Below are 14,781 nucleotides of genomic sequence, written 5' to 3' on the forward strand. Positions count from 1 at the left end.
GCCCTCGTACTGGACGTACTTGGGTCTGCGCCCGGTGCGGCGAGAGTGCGTGCATGGCGTCGCGAGGCAGACGGGAATTGTCAGACAGGCCCTAGTGACGTCTGCTAGACGCAGACCGATCCGGTGACAGCAGAGACGGAAAGAGTCTTGGCTCAGCGCGAGCAGATCCTGGGCGATCCCCAACCCGACACCCTGGCCAGCCGCAACGGCCTCGCTCATGCCAACCGAGCCGCCCAAGCCGTACAGCAGAAAAGCACAGCAACCCCAGCAACCCCAGCAACCGACCATGACAGGTGACGACTTCGAAGGGTGGAACGGCGGCCTTTATGCCCTCACTGACCGATCCACATAGAGCTACGGATCAGAAGGGCGCGGCCATGGCGTTGCGCACCATGGCCGCACCACAAGCGCACTCGCCGAAGATCAGCCAAAATCAAGCGCTGACCAGGGCGGATGCCGACAGAAGAGGGCGGGAGTCAGTCTCACTGACTCCCGCCCTCTCTCGTTGCCTCTCACCGCTCTCGCACTATCTGCGATACACGCGGCACACCTCCGACACACTCGTCAGCCGTACGGCATGGCATAGGGCCGTTACCAGCCGGGGTGAGGACGATGCGATGAACGAGGGGTGGGCGGCCCTAGCCGCCGGTGGCTTTGGATTGATAGGCGCTTTGGCTGCCGCCGGCGCTGCCATGTGGGGTGCTCGGACAGGGGCAACAAGGGCTCTCGAAGCCACCTACGCCCAGGTGACGGGTCAAGAACTTGCCGAGCATCGCCATTGGGTCCGCGAGCAACGCATGCTGACCTTGATGGAGACAGTTGATCTGCTGACGGCTATAGATGCAGCTCTGAGCTTGGCTTGGGTGAAGCTCCTCATGAGGGAGACGCCTTCTCCTGGACGGCACGAGGAGTTCGACGTAGCCCATAGGGCTCTCATGCGTTGCGTCTTTCGCCTGGGGGTCTGGGGACCGAACGAAGGGCGGGTCGTAGCCCAGGAGATCCATCGCTTGGGCAGTCGTATCGCTGAAGCATGGATTAGGTCATCTCGAAAGATACCCACCTGCCGTCGTTCAGACAGTGCTGTCGCTGAGGTTGATGGAGACGTCCTGTGAAGCGCCAACCATGATCGTTATGCGTACTATACGATGTCGCCCTCTTCCTCCAGAGCCTTTGTGATCTTTGCGTTGGCGGCTTCCTCTTGGCCGTCAATGCAGTCGTGATAGCGCCGGTGGATCACCTCGGGAGAGTTATCGACCCGCCGTGCAACCTCAGCGATCGGAACCCCCGCGTTCAGCCACTGCGTGATGCAGGCGTGCCGGAGAGCGTACGGGCGCCCGGCCACCTGCTAGTCGGCTCGCTCAGGGGGAGCGCATACACCCGCGCCTCCTCCCACACCCGCCAGCAGGTAGAAGAGCCGACCACGCCCCCGCGTTCGTTGCCGAACACTCACCCTTCCTTGGCTGTGCCGAACGCGTCCAGGTGCGCCCGCAGGGCGACGACAAGGACGGGCGGGATGGGAACCGGCCGGTCGCTCTTGGCCCCCCGTGCCTTCAGCCCGTAGACGCGCACGGAAATGTGGAGGACGCAGAGAGCGCCGATCGCCTCATTCCAACCTGGGAGGATTGAAGGAGCTCCCTGCCGGGTGAGTGTCTGGCTGCGTGACAACGCCGACGATCAACGGCGGACGAGCGTGAACGTCTGCGGACCGTCAGCGCAGGTGAGAAGCACACCGCCGCAAGGCCGAGGGCCCATCCACATTGCTTCGGGACAAAGCGGTCGCTCCGCAGGACGGGGCGCATGGGACACCGCCGGTCTCAAGGTTTTACCCCTGCCTCAAGGGAACTCGGCCAGTGAGCGCGGAGGTACCGAGATGAGTGCCGGAGAGAAAACCAAGGCAAAGGTCGAACAAGTTGTCGGAAAGACCGTGCGGAAGGCGGCCCACGCGGTGCACAAGGATGCCCTCGCAGCAAAGGGTGCCGCCCTCGAAGCGCGGGGCAAGATGAGGGGCGCGAAAGAGAGGACCAAGGAATCCTTCAAGCACTGACACGTCAGGACACTTGAGTCACTGTGCGTGGTCGCGTCGCGTGGCACGGAACCGTTGATGTGGCGCGGAACCGTTGATAAGGGCAGTGGCCCACCTGAAGACCCGTTCTACCAGGGGGCGCAGCAGAGGACGTTCGTGTGCTACGCGTGGTGGGCGCCCGACACACCTCCGACACGGTCTGTGTCGCCGTCGCCCTCTGACGAACTCCGCCTCAGGTCAGAGAAGCGTGCGAGGCGATCAACGCAATCACTCCGGAGCTGTGTGCGCAGGTTCGAATCCTGCCGGGGCCACTCGCCAGTCAGCCAGCGAGAATGAAAGCTCTGACGAGGGCGAATGCCGCCATGGAAGAGCGGGATCCAGTCTCACCGGGTCCCGCTCTTTCTCGTTGTCTCTCAGTGTCCGCGACACACCTCCGACACATCGTCAGGCACTGGACGCGCCCGGCCGCGCCTGGCAGCCCTGCTAGCCGGATGCCTGGGCTCATCGGCGTTTTGGCGGCGGTCGGCGCCATCATGTCGGCCGCTCGAGCAGAGGCAGCGAAGGCACTCGATCTGGCGCGCCTGCCGCAGGTGCGCCACGCTGGTCACCAGCTGGAGAGGGGGAGGCCGCGATGAGGTGGTTTCTTTGCGACGATGAATCCGCCGTCGTCTTCGACTCCGTGATCGCCGACGGGGTCATCTGTCCCAGGGATCAAGCTTGACTGCGACAGAGAGGAATTCGAGCCATGCTCCGCGCGGCGTCATGCGTTGGCCACTGGGCCTGCATATCGCCATAGCACTGGTGCTGGCCGTGGCAGGAGCCGCCACAGCCCTAGGACTGCTGTGGCTGACACTGGGGTCACCTCGAGTGCAGGTATCCGGACCGCTCAAGCCCAGCGACACATACGACGCTATCAAGATTGCATTGACGGTCGTGGCCGGAGCCGGCGGTGTGGTGGCACTCGTGGTCGCCTACCGCCGCCAGCATCTCAGTGAAACCACCAGCGCCCGGGAATACGAGAGGGCACTGATCGAACGGTTCGGCGCCGCTTCCGGGCAACTTGGCGCGGATCAGCCAGCTGTACGCATGGCCGGGGCCTACGCAATGGCACGGCTCGCCGATGAGTGGCCACAGGAGCGGCAGATGTGCATCGACGTGCTGTGCGGATACCTGCGAATGCCCCACGCTCCTGATCCACCCACCGACGACCATGCGCTGACGACCTGGGAGCGCGAGCGGGGTGTCCGTGGGACCGTCCTACAAATCATCGGTTCCCACTTACGCGACGACCTTGCTGAATCCTGTGAATCTTGGCAGGGATACGACCTCAATCTCGCCGGAGCCGTGATCCATTCGGCCGACTTCCGTGGTGCCCGCTTCACCGGCGGTGACATCAGCTTCGTGAAAACAATCTTCGTGGGCCATGGCCGGGACCAGGTCGTATTCGACGATGTCGACTTCGCCAAAGGCAGCTCCGTCTACTTCCGGCTCGCCGAATTCCGCAGCGGCTCCGTCCGCTTCAACCGTGCCACCTTCAACGGTGGCTGGGTCACGTTCGACAGTGCCCGCTTCGCAGGTGCACAAGTACAATTCCGGAACGCTTCCTTCGCGGCGGGCGAGATCCTCTTCGAGGACGCCGAATTCTGCGATGGCTGTATCGACTTCAGCGGTGCAACCTTCACCGGCAGTACGGTGAATTTCGGCGAGCACGATCATCGCTCCGTCTACGTCACGATGCCACCCGCCCGCTTCAGCGGCGGCGTCGTCGACTTCTCTCAAGCAGCCGACTTCACCCATCCACCGCAGTTCGGCCTGGAGGCACTGCCTCCCGGGCTCCGGCTTCCCGCCGACACCAACATCTCCGACCTCACTTGAGGAGGGAGGTCGGAAGCGAGTCGTGGCGGTTGACGCTGACTGTCCCACCCGATCAGCCACACCAGTCCCCACCAAGCAGCCGCAGCAGCGCGCAAACACCCGGAGCCGTGTGCGCAGGTTCGAATCCTGCCGGGGGCACTCGCCCAGGATCAGCAGAAATCAGGCGCTGACCAGGGCGGATGCCGACAGAAGAGGGCGGGAGTCAGTCCCACTGACTCCCGCCCTCTCGCGTTGTCTCTCAGTGTTCACGCACCATCTGCGATACGCGCGACACACTTCCGACACGCTCCGCGTGATCCTAGGACTGCCCTAACCACGACCGGCCCCATCCGTCCGTGCTACGGATTGCAGAGTTCGTCCACCGCTTCCTGCCATTCCTTCTGCTTCTTCCTTGCCCCCAGCCAGTTATCCCGGGTCTGGTCGACCTCGGCCTTCTGGGCCTCGATCGCCGCCTCATCCGGGGGATGCGCGGCTTCCAACTCCTGGAGCTTGTTCTGGGCGTCGTTCAGCTCATTCAGCCTGAAGGCTGTCTCCCGTTTGGCCTTTGCAAGGCCGGCCTTGGCGTGCTCGCAGATAGGCGGCAAGCTCGGCATCTGTCCTCCTCGGGAAACCCACTCGACATACGTAGCAGGATCAGGGGTTGGCCGCGTGCCACCTATGAACGGGACACGACCGGCCGCCGTCCCACACGCTAATATTCGCCCCGCTCTAGGACATGGAGTCCGCTCGCGCGCGGGGGGGGGGAAGTTGCGCTGTCTGGCGGACGCGCCCCGCGACCGCGGTGCGGCGGCATACCGGGAGCTGTCGGTCCGGTAGCAGTGGCCCGCCGGAAGTCGGGAGTCGGCTCCAAGCTCAAGTAGTGGCGTGTCCTGACCACTCGCCACGACGAGACCGCGACCATCTACCTCGCCGCCATCCTCATCCCGCAGCCAGAGGATCCGAAGGGAAGACCCTAGGGCTGCTTGATCAGGCAGCCTCAATGTTGGAAAGGCGGTGCGAAAGACCGCCCTTCCAACATTTGCACCGTCGCTACACGGAGTCGCCCTCCTCCTCCAGCCGGGGTGCCGTCCAGCTTGTACCCGAGGCGATAGAGAACGTCCTCGAACACGGCAGCGTCTGCCACATCGCTGACCGGACGATCCATGGTCATGAGTCAGTCATACGCCGCTTTGAGGCCGGCCGGTGGATCCTCGCTCGCATTTGCGGGCACGATCCCCCACCGGAAGGCCAACCGCAGTTGCTCATCCGCAGGAACGCCGTCGCCGCGCTTGACCATGGGGAGTGTCACGGCAGCAAGACCGTCGGCCATGCCTCTCGGGTCTTGGCTGCACTCGTACGCCACCGCCCGGCGACGATGGATCACCTCGGGCGAGTTACCGACCCGACGGGCGACCTCGGCCACCGGCACGCCGGCGTTCAGCCACGTCGTGATGCGTTGAGCGAAGAGACAGGGGCACCTCGCCGCGAATGCTTTCGGGAGCCGTGAGAAGACTGTGCCCCGCCAGGATCGACCTGGCGGGGCACAGTCGCGTACCTGAGGTCAGTCGTCCTCGTCGTCATCCTCGTCGTCGGCGATGCGCGGCAAAACGTTGGTGTCCATGCCGTACACGCCGAAGAGATCGACCAGGGCCCTGGTCATGGCGTCCAGGCCGCCTTCGCGGACGATCACGAGGTCGGGGATCCGCAGGTACAGGCCGTCGGCGCACTCGCCAGTGGTGGACCGGTGGTCCATCACCTCGGCGATCTTCCGAGGAGTCATGAAGGTCGCGGTCCACCCCTTGCCGTCACGGGCGCGGATGACCGCGTCGACGTCCTCCACGGTGTCGGCGTCGTCATCCAGGGCGAGTACGTAGGTGACGGAGAAGTCGGCCGTCTCCATGGTCACCAGTGGCTCATGAGCCATAGATCTTCAGCAGCTCCTCCATGACGTTCGGCTCGTTCGGCTTGTCGGACTTACCGATGATCTCGAAGCCGCCGTCGACCTGCCGGAAGAAGAGCCGTGCGCCGGCGTCGCCCCGAAGGTACCGGATGCCGTGTACAGCGCCCTGGAGCCCTTGCCAGGTTGATCGTTGCCGTCCAGCAGCTTGTTGATGAGCTGGTTCATCTCGCGCTGCACGTCCTCGTTCTTCGTGGGCTTCTCGGCGAGCTCGGCGAGCCTGCTGTTCTTGCCGAGCGCCGAGGTCACGCAGATCTTCGGCCTGCCGGCGGCGGCCAGTGCCCCGGCCTTCGCGGAGGCCCCGTGGAACCCGGCCCGCTGGGCCGGCGACCCGGCAGGCACCGCATCCAACCGGATCGTCACTATCTGCATTCACTGATCACCCTGTGTATCGTCTTCTCGTGGCCGCTCCCAGTACCGTCCGCCGCCTCCTGCTCGTCACCGGCTTTCTGGTGCTCGTGCAGGCAGGGGTCGGCTTGGTCATCAATCTCTACGGCCTCTTTCCGGCTCACCATCGGGGCTCTCAGGCGGGGGCCCATCGGGCCGGGGCCTACGAGAGCTTCACCTGGGCGGTCGGGCACGGCACCTTCGCCCTCGCCGTGCACACCGCGCTCGGCCTCACGCTCGTCCTGCTGTCGATCGTCGCGGCAGTGCGCGCCGTGCTGCTCCGTCAGCGCGCGGTCGCGGTCTCGACTGTGCTCGGGGCACTCCTGGTCATCGGTGCCGCCCTGTTCGGTGGGAGCTTTCTTTCGAGCGGCAAGACCCTCGACTCACTGCTGATGGCCCTGTTCGCACTGAGTGCCGAGGTGTGCTTCCACCTCGCCATCGACCTTCTGCCTTCCGGGCGGCACGGAGCCGTGGCCACACTCCGTTGAGGTGCGCCGCATGATCAGCAACGCCTGGCACCGCCTCACGCCAGGGTGACGTGCATGGCGCCCTCGGCCAGGACACTCAGGGCCTCGGCGAAGAGGTCGTGGGACTGGCCGCCGGACGAGGACGCCATTGACGGTGAGAGGTTGCGGTGATCGCGGTACTTCCTCCGCGGCGGAGCTGGCGCGGTTCCCGAATGCGGTGATCAGCAGTGAATGCGTGCGACCGGTGACCGGTGACCCGTGACCGGAACAGGCTCTATGTCGCAAATGTGTCTTGTGTGAAAGGATGTCACGTGTGGCTTTTGGTGCTGAAGAAGACAGGCGAGAGGAGTGCACCATGATCGCCAAGCTGCTCGGCAAGCTGTCCTTCACCCGCCACTACGGTGCGTACGGCGCCCACGAATGGAGTGCGTACGCCGGGGACGACTAGGAGTGACCGCACTGCCGGCGGGCGCCCTGGGCGCCCGCCGGTTCCCGGTCACGCTGCCGACGACATCGGCCCGGACAGATTCGAGAGCCAGGGACGAGAGACAGGTACGAGAGCCGGGGACGAGAGCCAGGGACGATCTCATGGGCCCGAGCAACGAGCCGCCGCGGTTGCCCGGAGGCAGCTTCGCGGCCTGGAGCCGCGACCGGCTGGCCTTGGCGCGCCGTGGCGCCGAAGAGTGTGGGGACGTCTGGCAGCTGGAGCCGGGTGTCTACGTAGCCGCTGCGGCCGAGCCGTGTGAGGCGGTCCTGCGCCGCGCGCAGGACTTCCCCAAGGCACCCTCGCCTCTCTTCCCGCCGTTGAAGCGGTCGAGCGGAGCACCGACACCCGAGGAGCGTGCGTACGCTCATGCCGCCCGCATGCGCGGACTACGCGCGCAGGCGGTCGCGGCCCGGATCGGTGAGATCGCGCCCCAGACCGCTCGGTTTGCCGACCAGTGGCCCACGGGCCAGGACGTCGAGATTCTGCCCCCGGTCCGGCACACCCTGGCAGAGATCGGCGTGAGCTACCTCTACTCCGAGGACGCTCCCACTCTGCTGCCCTATGCCGCACAGCTCTTCCTGGCCCGGGAGGTGCTCGTACACCCCTCGCGTTGGGTATGGCCGCGCTGGATTCCCACACCGGCGCGGCGGTTCCGCACCCGGCAGCAAGTGGCCTTCACCGACGCTCTGCGGCCCATCGTCCGCCGGCGTCGCTCATCGGGCCGGCTCGGTGACGACATGCTGGGACAGATGCTCCGGCCCTCGCCCCACTACGGCCTACTGCCGGAAGAGGCCATCCTCGACACTCTCCCCGGAATCACCGTCGCCACCTTCGAGACCCCCTCCCGGGCGGCCGGATGGATCCTGCTCCACCTGGCCCGGCACCCCCAGGCCGCGAGCCGCATCGCGGCCGAAGCCGCCTCGCTGCCCGCGGACCCGGCCGCGACGACCAGCACCCACCTCGGCAACCTGCGATACACCCAGGCACTGGTGAGTGAGGTGCTCCGGCTGTATCCCCCGAGCTGGCTGCTGACCCGGCGCGCCCCGCGACAGACTCAGCTCGCCGACTACACCATCGACGCCGGGTCCACCGTTCTCGTCTGCCCTTACACCGCCCACCGCGACGTACGGGAGTATTCCGAGCCGGACCAGTTCCGGCCCGAGCGCTGGCTCGACGATGCGGACTCGCCGGCGAAACCCGGGGTCTTCCTGTCTTTCGGTACCGGGCCGCACGGCTGCGAGGGAGCGGCTCTGGCCATGGCGATGCTGACGCTCCTGACGGCGCAGACCGCCCGCCGCCACCACTTGAGCGAGCCGCCCGGACCGGAACCCGGCTACCAGGTCACCACCCTCGAAGGTCTCGCAACCGTCGGCCTGCGCCTGCGCGCCACCTTGCGCGGCTGAGGGCAGTCCCGCTGTCGGTGGCTCATGGTTCGCTCATCATGTGTCGCCGGTCGAAATGTGTCGCTGTTCGAACTCGTCGGCGAGCATGCCCATCATGACGAGGTCGTGGTGCCGGCCGGCGAAGAAAACGTGTTCCCGCAGGCGCCCCTCCTCGGTGAAGCCGAGCCGGCGGAAAAGCGCCAGCGATGCCTCGTTCTGGGCGAAGATCGCTGCCAGGCATTTGTGATAGCGCCGCTCGGCGAACATGAAGCGCAGCAGCAGCACCACGGCTTCTGCCGCGTAGCCCTTGCGCCGGTGGTCAGCGCCGATCGTGACATCCAACTCGAACCAGCCCGAACGAGTGCCGGTGCGATGCGAGCCGACTGTGCCGACCAGCTCCCCCGTGGCCGTCGCCTCGACTGCCAGCCGGAAGCGGTCGTCATCGCACTCGGCAACGGCTTGCTCCTTCGCCCAGGCGCGGTAGCTCTCGGCGGACCGCGGCAGATCCGGTCGGCGCCCTCCCCGCCCGTCGTCGTCGGCGAAGCGCAGGAACGCCGTCCAGTCGTCGGGCTCGACGGCGCGCAGGCGGACCCGATGACCAGTCCAGGACGATGCCATGCCCTATTTGATCACGCTGGGCGCAAGTCCGACTGTGTCGGAGGTGTGTCGCGAATACCGAGAAACAATGAGAGAGGACGGGAGTCAGGTCTCTGGCCTGCGGCCATCTGATCGACCAATGCTGGACTCGCCGGTATCGGTGCCGCTGTTACGCTGATTCCCTGACGGTATTCCGGCGCACCGTGCACACGGTTTCCGTCGAAACGGCAATCCAGAAGAGCGCCGCTCCGCCTTGGCCGCGATAATCAATTCTTTCCATGGAGACCCGGCCGGCGCGGTGCGCCCCCTCGCACTTCGCAGGGGTGGGCGGCGGCCGGATCCGCCCTCGTCGCGCGCCGGAGTGGCGTCGGTTCGAGGGTCTGCAGCTCCCACTCCCTGTGGAGGTCGGGGTGAAAGTTGTCGTTGATCTTTCCCGATGTGACGGGTACGCGCAGTGCGCGTTCCTGGCTCCGGAGGCGTTCCGGATGCACGGTGAGGAAGCGCTCATGTACGACCCGAACCCCGCCGACGCCCTGCGCGACCAGGTGCTGCGCGCCGCGGCGGCCTGCCCGGTCCAGGCGATCCTGGTCGACCGGCTGGAGGCGCGTCACGCACCGGCGGAGGCGCCGCCGTCATGACCGGTGCCGACAACCCGCGTGCGTTCCGGCGCGAGGGCCGCATCGTGGTCGTCGGGGCTTCGCTGGCGGGGCTGCGGGCCGCGGAGGCTCTGCGGGACGAGGGTTTCACCGGGTCGTTGACCATGATCGGTGACGAGCCGGGCGAGCCCTACGACCGGCCTCCCCTGTCCAAGCAGGTACTGACCGGGTGGGTGCCGGCCGGGGGCACCGCTTTGCCCCGCCGTCGTGACATCGACGCCGAGTGGCTGCTGGGCGTGCCCGCCAGCGGGCTGGACCTCGGGACGAACCACGTGCGTCTCGCCGACGGACGCGAGGTTCCCTTCGACCGGGTGCTGATCTCCACCGGGGTACGGGCCCGGCCGTGGTTCGTCGAGTCCGAGGCGGCCCTGGACGGGGTGTTCGTCGTCCGTACGCGCGAGCATGCCGAGAGTCTGCGGCGGGCCCTCGCCGCCAGGCCCTCGCGGGTGCTGGTCATCGGTGCGGGATTCACCGGCTCCGAGATCGCCTCCGTCTGCCGCGAGCGGGGCATCCCGGTGACCGTCGCCGAACTCGCGCCGGCCCCGCTGGTCGGGGCGCTCGGCGCCATGGTCGGCGAGGTCGCGGCCGGCATGCAGCGCGCTCATGGTGTCGACCTGCGCTGCGAAGTCAAGATCACCCGGTTGGAGGGCGACGCGCAGGGACGGTTTCGCCGTGCTCACTTCGACGACGGCAGTACGGTCGACGCCGATGTGGCGGTGGTGGCACTCGGGAGCATCCGCAACACCGAGTGGCTGCGGGAGTCGGGACTGGCGGCGGGTGGGTGGGGAGTCACCTGTGACCCGGGCTGCCGCGCCCTCGACATCGACGGCCGCGTCACCGACGACGTCTTCGCCGCGGGAGACGTGGCACGTTGCCCGAACCCCCTCTACGAGAACCGGCTCATCGCACTGGAGCACTGGGCCGACGCCGTGGAGCAGGCAGAGGTCGCGGCACACAACATGGTCAGCGCCCAGGCGGACCGCCGGCCTCACCTGTCCGTCCCGCTGTTCTGGTCGATCCAGTTCGGCGTCAACATCAAGTCCGTCGGCGTGCCGACCTTCGCCGACGAGGTGGTCGTCACTCAGGGATCGCTGGACGACCACCGTTTCGTCACCGCGTACGGCTATCAGGGCCGTGTCACGGCTGCCGTGAGCTTCGACAACGGCAAGTGGCTGGGCCACTACCGACGGTTGATCGAGACGGCCGCGCCGTTCCCGCCCCCCTGCCCCACGCCCGACCAGCCGGCCGACATGAAACCAGTGCCGGTCGACTTCCCCGGCACCGCCGTGCTCGCGCAGGGCGCCACGGTGGTCGTCACAGGCCATGAACCGGGTGAGCGCCCCGTCACGGCCGCGCACCCTCATCGCCATCCGCATCGGCATTCGCATCGGCAGGAGGAAGGCCGGACGACCACGACCGGGACGCCCGGCACGCTCCAACGGATCTTCGACTACTCCGCCCGGGCCGACCCCTACCCGCTGTATGCCGAGTTGCGCAGGACGCCGGTGGCTCGGCAGGAGGACGGCAGCTACGTCATCAGCGCCTATCGCGAGATCACGGACGTACTGCACGACCCGCATCTGAGTTCCGACGTGCGCAATCTGTCGTCTCCGATGCCCTCGGGCGAGGGAGGGGCCCCGTCGTCGTTCATCCACATGGACTCGCCCGACCACGATCGCCTGCGGCGTATGGCGATGCGTCACTTCGGCCCCCCGCACACCCCTGGGCTGGTGACCGGACTCGAAGGCTTCCTGACCACCACCGTCGGCGACCTGATCGACGATCTGGCCGGCAAGGAGCGGATCGACGTCGTCGACGACTTCGCCTTCCCGCTCCCCGTCACCGTGACCTGCCGATTGCTCGGCGTGCCACGCGAGGACGAGCCGAGGTTCCACCTCTGGGTGAGCGACATCATGAACTCGATCGACTACGACCCCGAGACCGACCCGAAGGAGAAACTGGACAAGGGCGTACGGGCCCGCAAGGACCTGCTCGAGTGCCTGGGCGAGCTGGTGGAACAGTGCCACGGCCGGCCGGGAGACGGTCTGCTGTCACGGCTGGCCAACGACGACGGGCCGGACGGCCGGATGGCCGACGCCGACATCGTCGCCACCGCCAAACTGCTCCTCGTCGCCGGCCATGAGACCGTCGTCAACCTCATCACCAACGGCATGCTGACGCTGCTGCGCCACCCGCCGGTGCTGCGGCGACTGCGCGACGAACCGGACCTCGTCGTGCCGCTGGTCGAGGAACTGCTGCGCTACGAGCCCCCCGTGCAGATCATTCCCTGGCGGGCGGCGTACAGCGACATCACCGTCGCCGACACCGTCATCCCCCAGGGCTCGCAGATCATGCTCATGCTGGCCTCGGGCAGCCGTGATCCCAAGCGCTTCCATGATCCGGACCGCTTCAACCCGGACCGGCGTGACAACCAGCACCTGGGGTTCGGCAGCGGCATCCACCTGTGTTTCGGCGCCCCGCTGGCCCGGCGGCAAACCCAGATCGCGCTGACCGAGCTGGTACGCCGGCTCGATCGACCCAGGCTGGTCGCCGACCCGCCGCCGTACCGGCCCAGCCCCGTTCTTCGGGGTCCGAGCCGGCTGGACATCGAGCAGGGCGACGGTTGACGCGAGCAGTTGGACGAACGCCGACAGCGACTCATCATGCCGCGCGACATCGCCGAGGCCGCCAAAGCCCGCAGCGGCCCCTCCGGCCCGTCCGCCTACGTCGCCGCAGCCGTGGCCCGGCAGATCGAACGCGACAACCTCAACGAACTCATCCAGGTTGCCGAGGCCGACCACGGTCCCGTCACGGACGACGAGGTCCAGGCCCTGCGCGACCAGCTCCACCAGGCCCGGCAACAGCAGACGCGAGGCGGGGCCGACGCCGCGTGACCCCCTCCCCCGCCACGCCCGGCGGCACCCTGGTCCTGGACAGCGAGGACTTGGCCAAGGCCATGCTGCGCGACCGGTCCGTCACGGGATGGCCAGCCCTGGCCCGAGCCGACGACCTGCGCGTGATCACGTCCGCGGCCACCCTGCACCTTCGGATCGTGTCACTCGTACTCGTGTGGGAATGGACGTAATCGACTCGGCCCGCTGACTGGATACTTGTCTGATGGAGGTCTCAAGAGGTTCGTGGGTCAACACCACGCACGATTGGTCCCGTGTCATCGATCTGGACCATCTTGCCCATATCCGGCGGAGTCCGGCGGAGTTCGCTCCGGGTGGCTCGTTGCATCTCGTCCTTGAGGTGCTTGCCTATGCCGCTGATGAGGCTTCAGGCGGAGGAGGCGGGCGTTGTCTCGTCACTCTCCATCCGGATGGGTCCCTGTCCGTGGCGGATGACGGGCGGGGCACCGATACCCGTACGAACGAGCAGGGTCAGGTCGTGAAGAAGCCGGTCATGGCGTCAAAGGACCTCCGGTTCTTCGACTTCCCCGGCGCGGAACTGCTTCCGGACGGCCATCCGCGTCGAGGCATGTCCGTTGTCGCGGCCCTCAGCGAATGGCTCATCCATACCAACCGCCGCCTCAGCGGGGCCTGGACCCAACGCTACGAACACGGCATCCCGGTCACCGACCTGGAGCCTGTCGAGGCCGACGGGACCACCGGGACAGTCGTCCACTTCAGGCCGGACGAGCCGTCTCGGTCGGGAGAGACAGTGGCCGAGGGCCAGTTGAAGCGTCTGGCCGCCAGGGCCTGGCCGGGCCTGGATGTCCAGGTGGACGATCGGTCCGGCAGCTGACCCGGCCGTACATCGCCGGGGCCGTCAGGCTGGCCACGGCAGGACGGTGAGCTCCGGCCACGCGTCCTGCCAACGCGCCGTCTTCGTCTCATAGACCTCCCGTGGGGCAAGGACCGAGTTGGGCCGCACGACAAGGTTGAAGACGTCGGAGAGCCCATGAGGCGCGTACACGCGCCATCCTCCACCGGGTTCCAGCCGGACGCCCAGGCAGCACGTTGTCGCAGCGAAGCAGTCGATCGCGGCCTCGGTCGACTCGTGCGGCGGACAGGGCACTCCGAACTTCCGCTCGTACCAGAGGTGCACGCGGGCTTCGTTGCGGATCTCCACCTCGGCCGGCAGGTCGGCGAATACCTCGTGACCCGCTTTGATCACGGCATCCTCCGCTTCCCAGGAGCGGTCGCCGTCGTCGAAGTAGAAGATGTCGTAGTCCTTGATGCCGTAGGCCGGGGGCCTGCCGGTGACCACGTTCCACACCGTCTGGAACAGGCAGCCCGCCGTCACGTACCAGCCGGGCAGGTCCAGTGTCGCCGCCCTGGTCATCACGTCGGTCAGGATCTCGTTCTGGGAGAGGGCGGATCGCAAGCCCTCAAGCTGCTCATCGAGAGGAAGTCGGCCAAGCATCCGCCTTGCCTACCACGGTGGGCGGCGGAGCATCACGGCCGGGCTTCGTTCGAACTCCTCCGCATCCGCACCCTCACGGGGAATCACGTGGGTCCGGCCCTGACTTCGTGAGGAGGACGGTGCCGGTCTGATCCCGAGCGGCGATGCCGGGCGGACGTGGGCCGGTCCTCAGCCGGGTGCCACTTCCGAGATCAGTTCGCGAACGCGCGTCTCTATCGCGTCGCGGATGGGACGGACGGCCTCGACGCCCTGCCCGGCCGGATCGTCGAGCTGCCAGTCGAGGTACCGCTTGCCGGGGAATACGGGGCAGGTGTCGCCGCATCCCATGGTGATCACGACGTCGGACGCCTGAACGGCCTCCACGGTGAGAATCTTCGGGGTCTCGGCGGAGATGTCGATACCGGCCTCGCTCATCGCTTCCACCACGGCCGGGTTGACGGTGTCGGCGGGGGCCGAGCCCGCGGAGCGGACCTCGACACGGTCGCCCGCGAGGTGGGTGAGGAAGGCGGCGGCCATCTGGGAGCGGCCGGCGTTGTGGACGCAGACGAACAGCACCGACGGGCGCGCGGGGGAAGTGCTCATGACGGGTGACTTTCTCGGGGC

Annotated in this window: 13 protein-coding genes and 3 pseudogenes; 11 read left to right on the plus strand and 5 right to left on the minus strand. The window is 67.1% G+C overall.

Annotated elements, in window-relative coordinates; translation table 11 throughout:
• Nucleotides 1-1,870: 1,870 nt before the first annotated feature.
• Both ACZ5K7_RS47065 and ACZ5K7_RS47070 read left to right on the plus strand, forming a co-directional pair.
• Nucleotides 1,871-2,044 carry a hypothetical protein gene (locus tag ACZ5K7_RS47065; RefSeq protein WP_351713983.1) on the plus strand — a complete coding sequence of 58 codons (174 nt, stop codon included), beginning with the start codon at nt 1,871-1,873 and terminating at the stop codon, nt 2,042-2,044.
• A 696-nt stretch (nt 2,045-2,740) separates the two neighbouring features.
• Nucleotides 2,741-3,898, plus strand: coding sequence for a pentapeptide repeat-containing protein (locus tag ACZ5K7_RS47070; RefSeq protein WP_468924621.1), 1,158 nt, complete (start codon nt 2,741-2,743; stop codon nt 3,896-3,898).
• Nucleotides 3,899-4,236: 338 nt separating this feature from the next.
• Here the strand turns inward: ACZ5K7_RS47070 and ACZ5K7_RS47075 are convergent, their stop codons facing one another.
• Nucleotides 4,237-4,491, minus strand: a complete 255-nt coding sequence (locus ACZ5K7_RS47075; RefSeq protein WP_468924623.1) for a hypothetical protein — start codon at nt 4,489-4,491, stop codon at nt 4,237-4,239.
• A gap of 947 nt (nt 4,492-5,438) precedes the next feature.
• On the minus strand, nt 5,439-5,801 hold the full coding sequence (locus tag ACZ5K7_RS47080) for a hypothetical protein (protein ID WP_468924625.1): 363 nt from the start codon (nt 5,799-5,801) through the stop codon (nt 5,439-5,441).
• A 187-nt stretch (nt 5,802-5,988) separates the two neighbouring features.
• Between ACZ5K7_RS47080 and ACZ5K7_RS47085 the strand changes: the two genes are divergently transcribed.
• The 3 genes from ACZ5K7_RS47085 (at nt 5,989) to ACZ5K7_RS47095 (ending at nt 8,578) form a co-directional block, all read left to right on the plus strand.
• Complete coding sequence (locus ACZ5K7_RS47085) at nt 5,989-6,213, plus strand: hypothetical protein (protein ID WP_468924627.1); 225 nt, start codon at nt 5,989-5,991, stop codon at nt 6,211-6,213.
• Nucleotides 6,214-6,235: 22 nt separating this feature from the next.
• Nucleotides 6,236-6,709: a hypothetical protein gene (locus ACZ5K7_RS47090; RefSeq protein ID WP_468924629.1), complete on the plus strand. Its 474-nt coding sequence runs from the start codon at nt 6,236-6,238 to the stop codon at nt 6,707-6,709.
• Between the two features lie 567 nt (nt 6,710-7,276).
• Nucleotides 7,277-8,578: a cytochrome P450 gene (locus ACZ5K7_RS47095; RefSeq protein ID WP_450972696.1), complete on the plus strand. Its 1,302-nt coding sequence runs from the start codon at nt 7,277-7,279 to the stop codon at nt 8,576-8,578.
• 36 nt (nt 8,579-8,614) lie between these two features.
• On the opposite strand, the gene ACZ5K7_RS47100 is transcribed toward ACZ5K7_RS47095, so the two are convergent.
• Nucleotides 8,615-9,175: a GNAT family N-acetyltransferase gene (locus ACZ5K7_RS47100; RefSeq protein ID WP_468924631.1), complete on the minus strand. Its 561-nt coding sequence runs from the start codon at nt 9,173-9,175 to the stop codon at nt 8,615-8,617.
• 389 nt (nt 9,176-9,564) lie between these two features.
• Between ACZ5K7_RS47100 and ACZ5K7_RS47105 the strand changes: the two genes are divergently transcribed.
• From ACZ5K7_RS47105 to ACZ5K7_RS47130, 6 genes and pseudogenes are all read left to right on the plus strand, one after another.
• Nucleotides 9,565-9,792 (plus strand): ferredoxin, encoded by a 228-nt coding sequence (locus ACZ5K7_RS47105; RefSeq protein WP_351705205.1) that lies wholly within the window; start codon nt 9,565-9,567, stop codon nt 9,790-9,792.
• Nucleotides 9,789-11,156: pseudogene (locus ACZ5K7_RS47110) on the plus strand (NAD(P)/FAD-dependent oxidoreductase); the annotation flags it as partial. The gene ACZ5K7_RS47105 and the pseudogene ACZ5K7_RS47110, both read left to right, overlap by 4 nt.
• Before the next feature lie 318 nt (nt 11,157-11,474).
• Nucleotides 11,475-12,437: pseudogene (locus ACZ5K7_RS47115) on the plus strand (cytochrome P450); the annotation flags it as partial.
• 36 nt (nt 12,438-12,473) lie between these two features.
• On the plus strand, nt 12,474-12,704 hold the full coding sequence (locus ACZ5K7_RS47120; protein ID WP_468924634.1) for a CopG family transcriptional regulator: 231 nt from the start codon (nt 12,474-12,476) through the stop codon (nt 12,702-12,704).
• Nucleotides 12,701-12,883, plus strand: a pseudogene (locus tag ACZ5K7_RS47125) (DNA-binding protein); the annotation flags it as partial. The gene ACZ5K7_RS47120 and the pseudogene ACZ5K7_RS47125, both read left to right, overlap by 4 nt.
• Before the next feature lie 44 nt (nt 12,884-12,927).
• A complete protein-coding gene (locus tag ACZ5K7_RS47130; RefSeq protein ID WP_468924636.1) occupies nt 12,928-13,557 on the plus strand; it encodes an ATP-binding protein in 630 nt (209 codons plus the stop codon).
• A gap of 24 nt (nt 13,558-13,581) precedes the next feature.
• On the opposite strand, the gene ACZ5K7_RS47135 is transcribed toward ACZ5K7_RS47130, so the two are convergent.
• Nucleotides 13,582-14,178, minus strand: coding sequence for a nucleotidyltransferase family protein (locus ACZ5K7_RS47135; RefSeq protein ID WP_468924638.1), 597 nt, complete (start codon nt 14,176-14,178; stop codon nt 13,582-13,584).
• Nucleotides 14,179-14,346: 168 nt separating this feature from the next.
• Nucleotides 14,347-14,760 (minus strand): arsenate reductase ArsC, encoded by a 414-nt coding sequence (locus ACZ5K7_RS47140; RefSeq protein WP_468924640.1) that lies wholly within the window; start codon nt 14,758-14,760, stop codon nt 14,347-14,349.
• Nucleotides 14,761-14,781 lie beyond the last annotated feature (21 nt).

Source organism: Streptomyces sp. NPDC031497 (assembly GCF_055580905.1).

Coding starts and splice junctions, on each gene's coding strand:
- ACZ5K7_RS47065 (WP_351713983.1), top strand. CDS start 1,871: ATGAGTGCCGGAGAGAAAACCAAGGCAAAGGTCGAACAAGTTGTCGGA.
- ACZ5K7_RS47075 (WP_468924623.1), bottom strand. CDS start 4,491: ATGCCGAGCTTGCCGCCTATCTGCGAGCACGCCAAGGCCGGCCTTGCA.
- ACZ5K7_RS47080 (WP_468924625.1), bottom strand. CDS start 5,801: ATGGCTCATGAGCCACTGGTGACCATGGAGACGGCCGACTTCTCCGTC.
- ACZ5K7_RS47085 (WP_468924627.1), top strand. CDS start 5,989: ATGAGCTGGTTCATCTCGCGCTGCACGTCCTCGTTCTTCGTGGGCTTC.
- ACZ5K7_RS47095 (WP_450972696.1), top strand. CDS start 7,277: ATGGGCCCGAGCAACGAGCCGCCGCGGTTGCCCGGAGGCAGCTTCGCG.
- ACZ5K7_RS47100 (WP_468924631.1), bottom strand. CDS start 9,175: ATGGCATCGTCCTGGACTGGTCATCGGGTCCGCCTGCGCGCCGTCGAG.
- ACZ5K7_RS47120 (WP_468924634.1), top strand. CDS start 12,474: ATGCCGCGCGACATCGCCGAGGCCGCCAAAGCCCGCAGCGGCCCCTCC.
- ACZ5K7_RS47130 (WP_468924636.1), top strand. CDS start 12,928: ATGGAGGTCTCAAGAGGTTCGTGGGTCAACACCACGCACGATTGGTCC.
- ACZ5K7_RS47135 (WP_468924638.1), bottom strand. CDS start 14,178: ATGCTTGGCCGACTTCCTCTCGATGAGCAGCTTGAGGGCTTGCGATCC.
- ACZ5K7_RS47140 (WP_468924640.1), bottom strand. CDS start 14,760: ATGAGCACTTCCCCCGCGCGCCCGTCGGTGCTGTTCGTCTGCGTCCAC.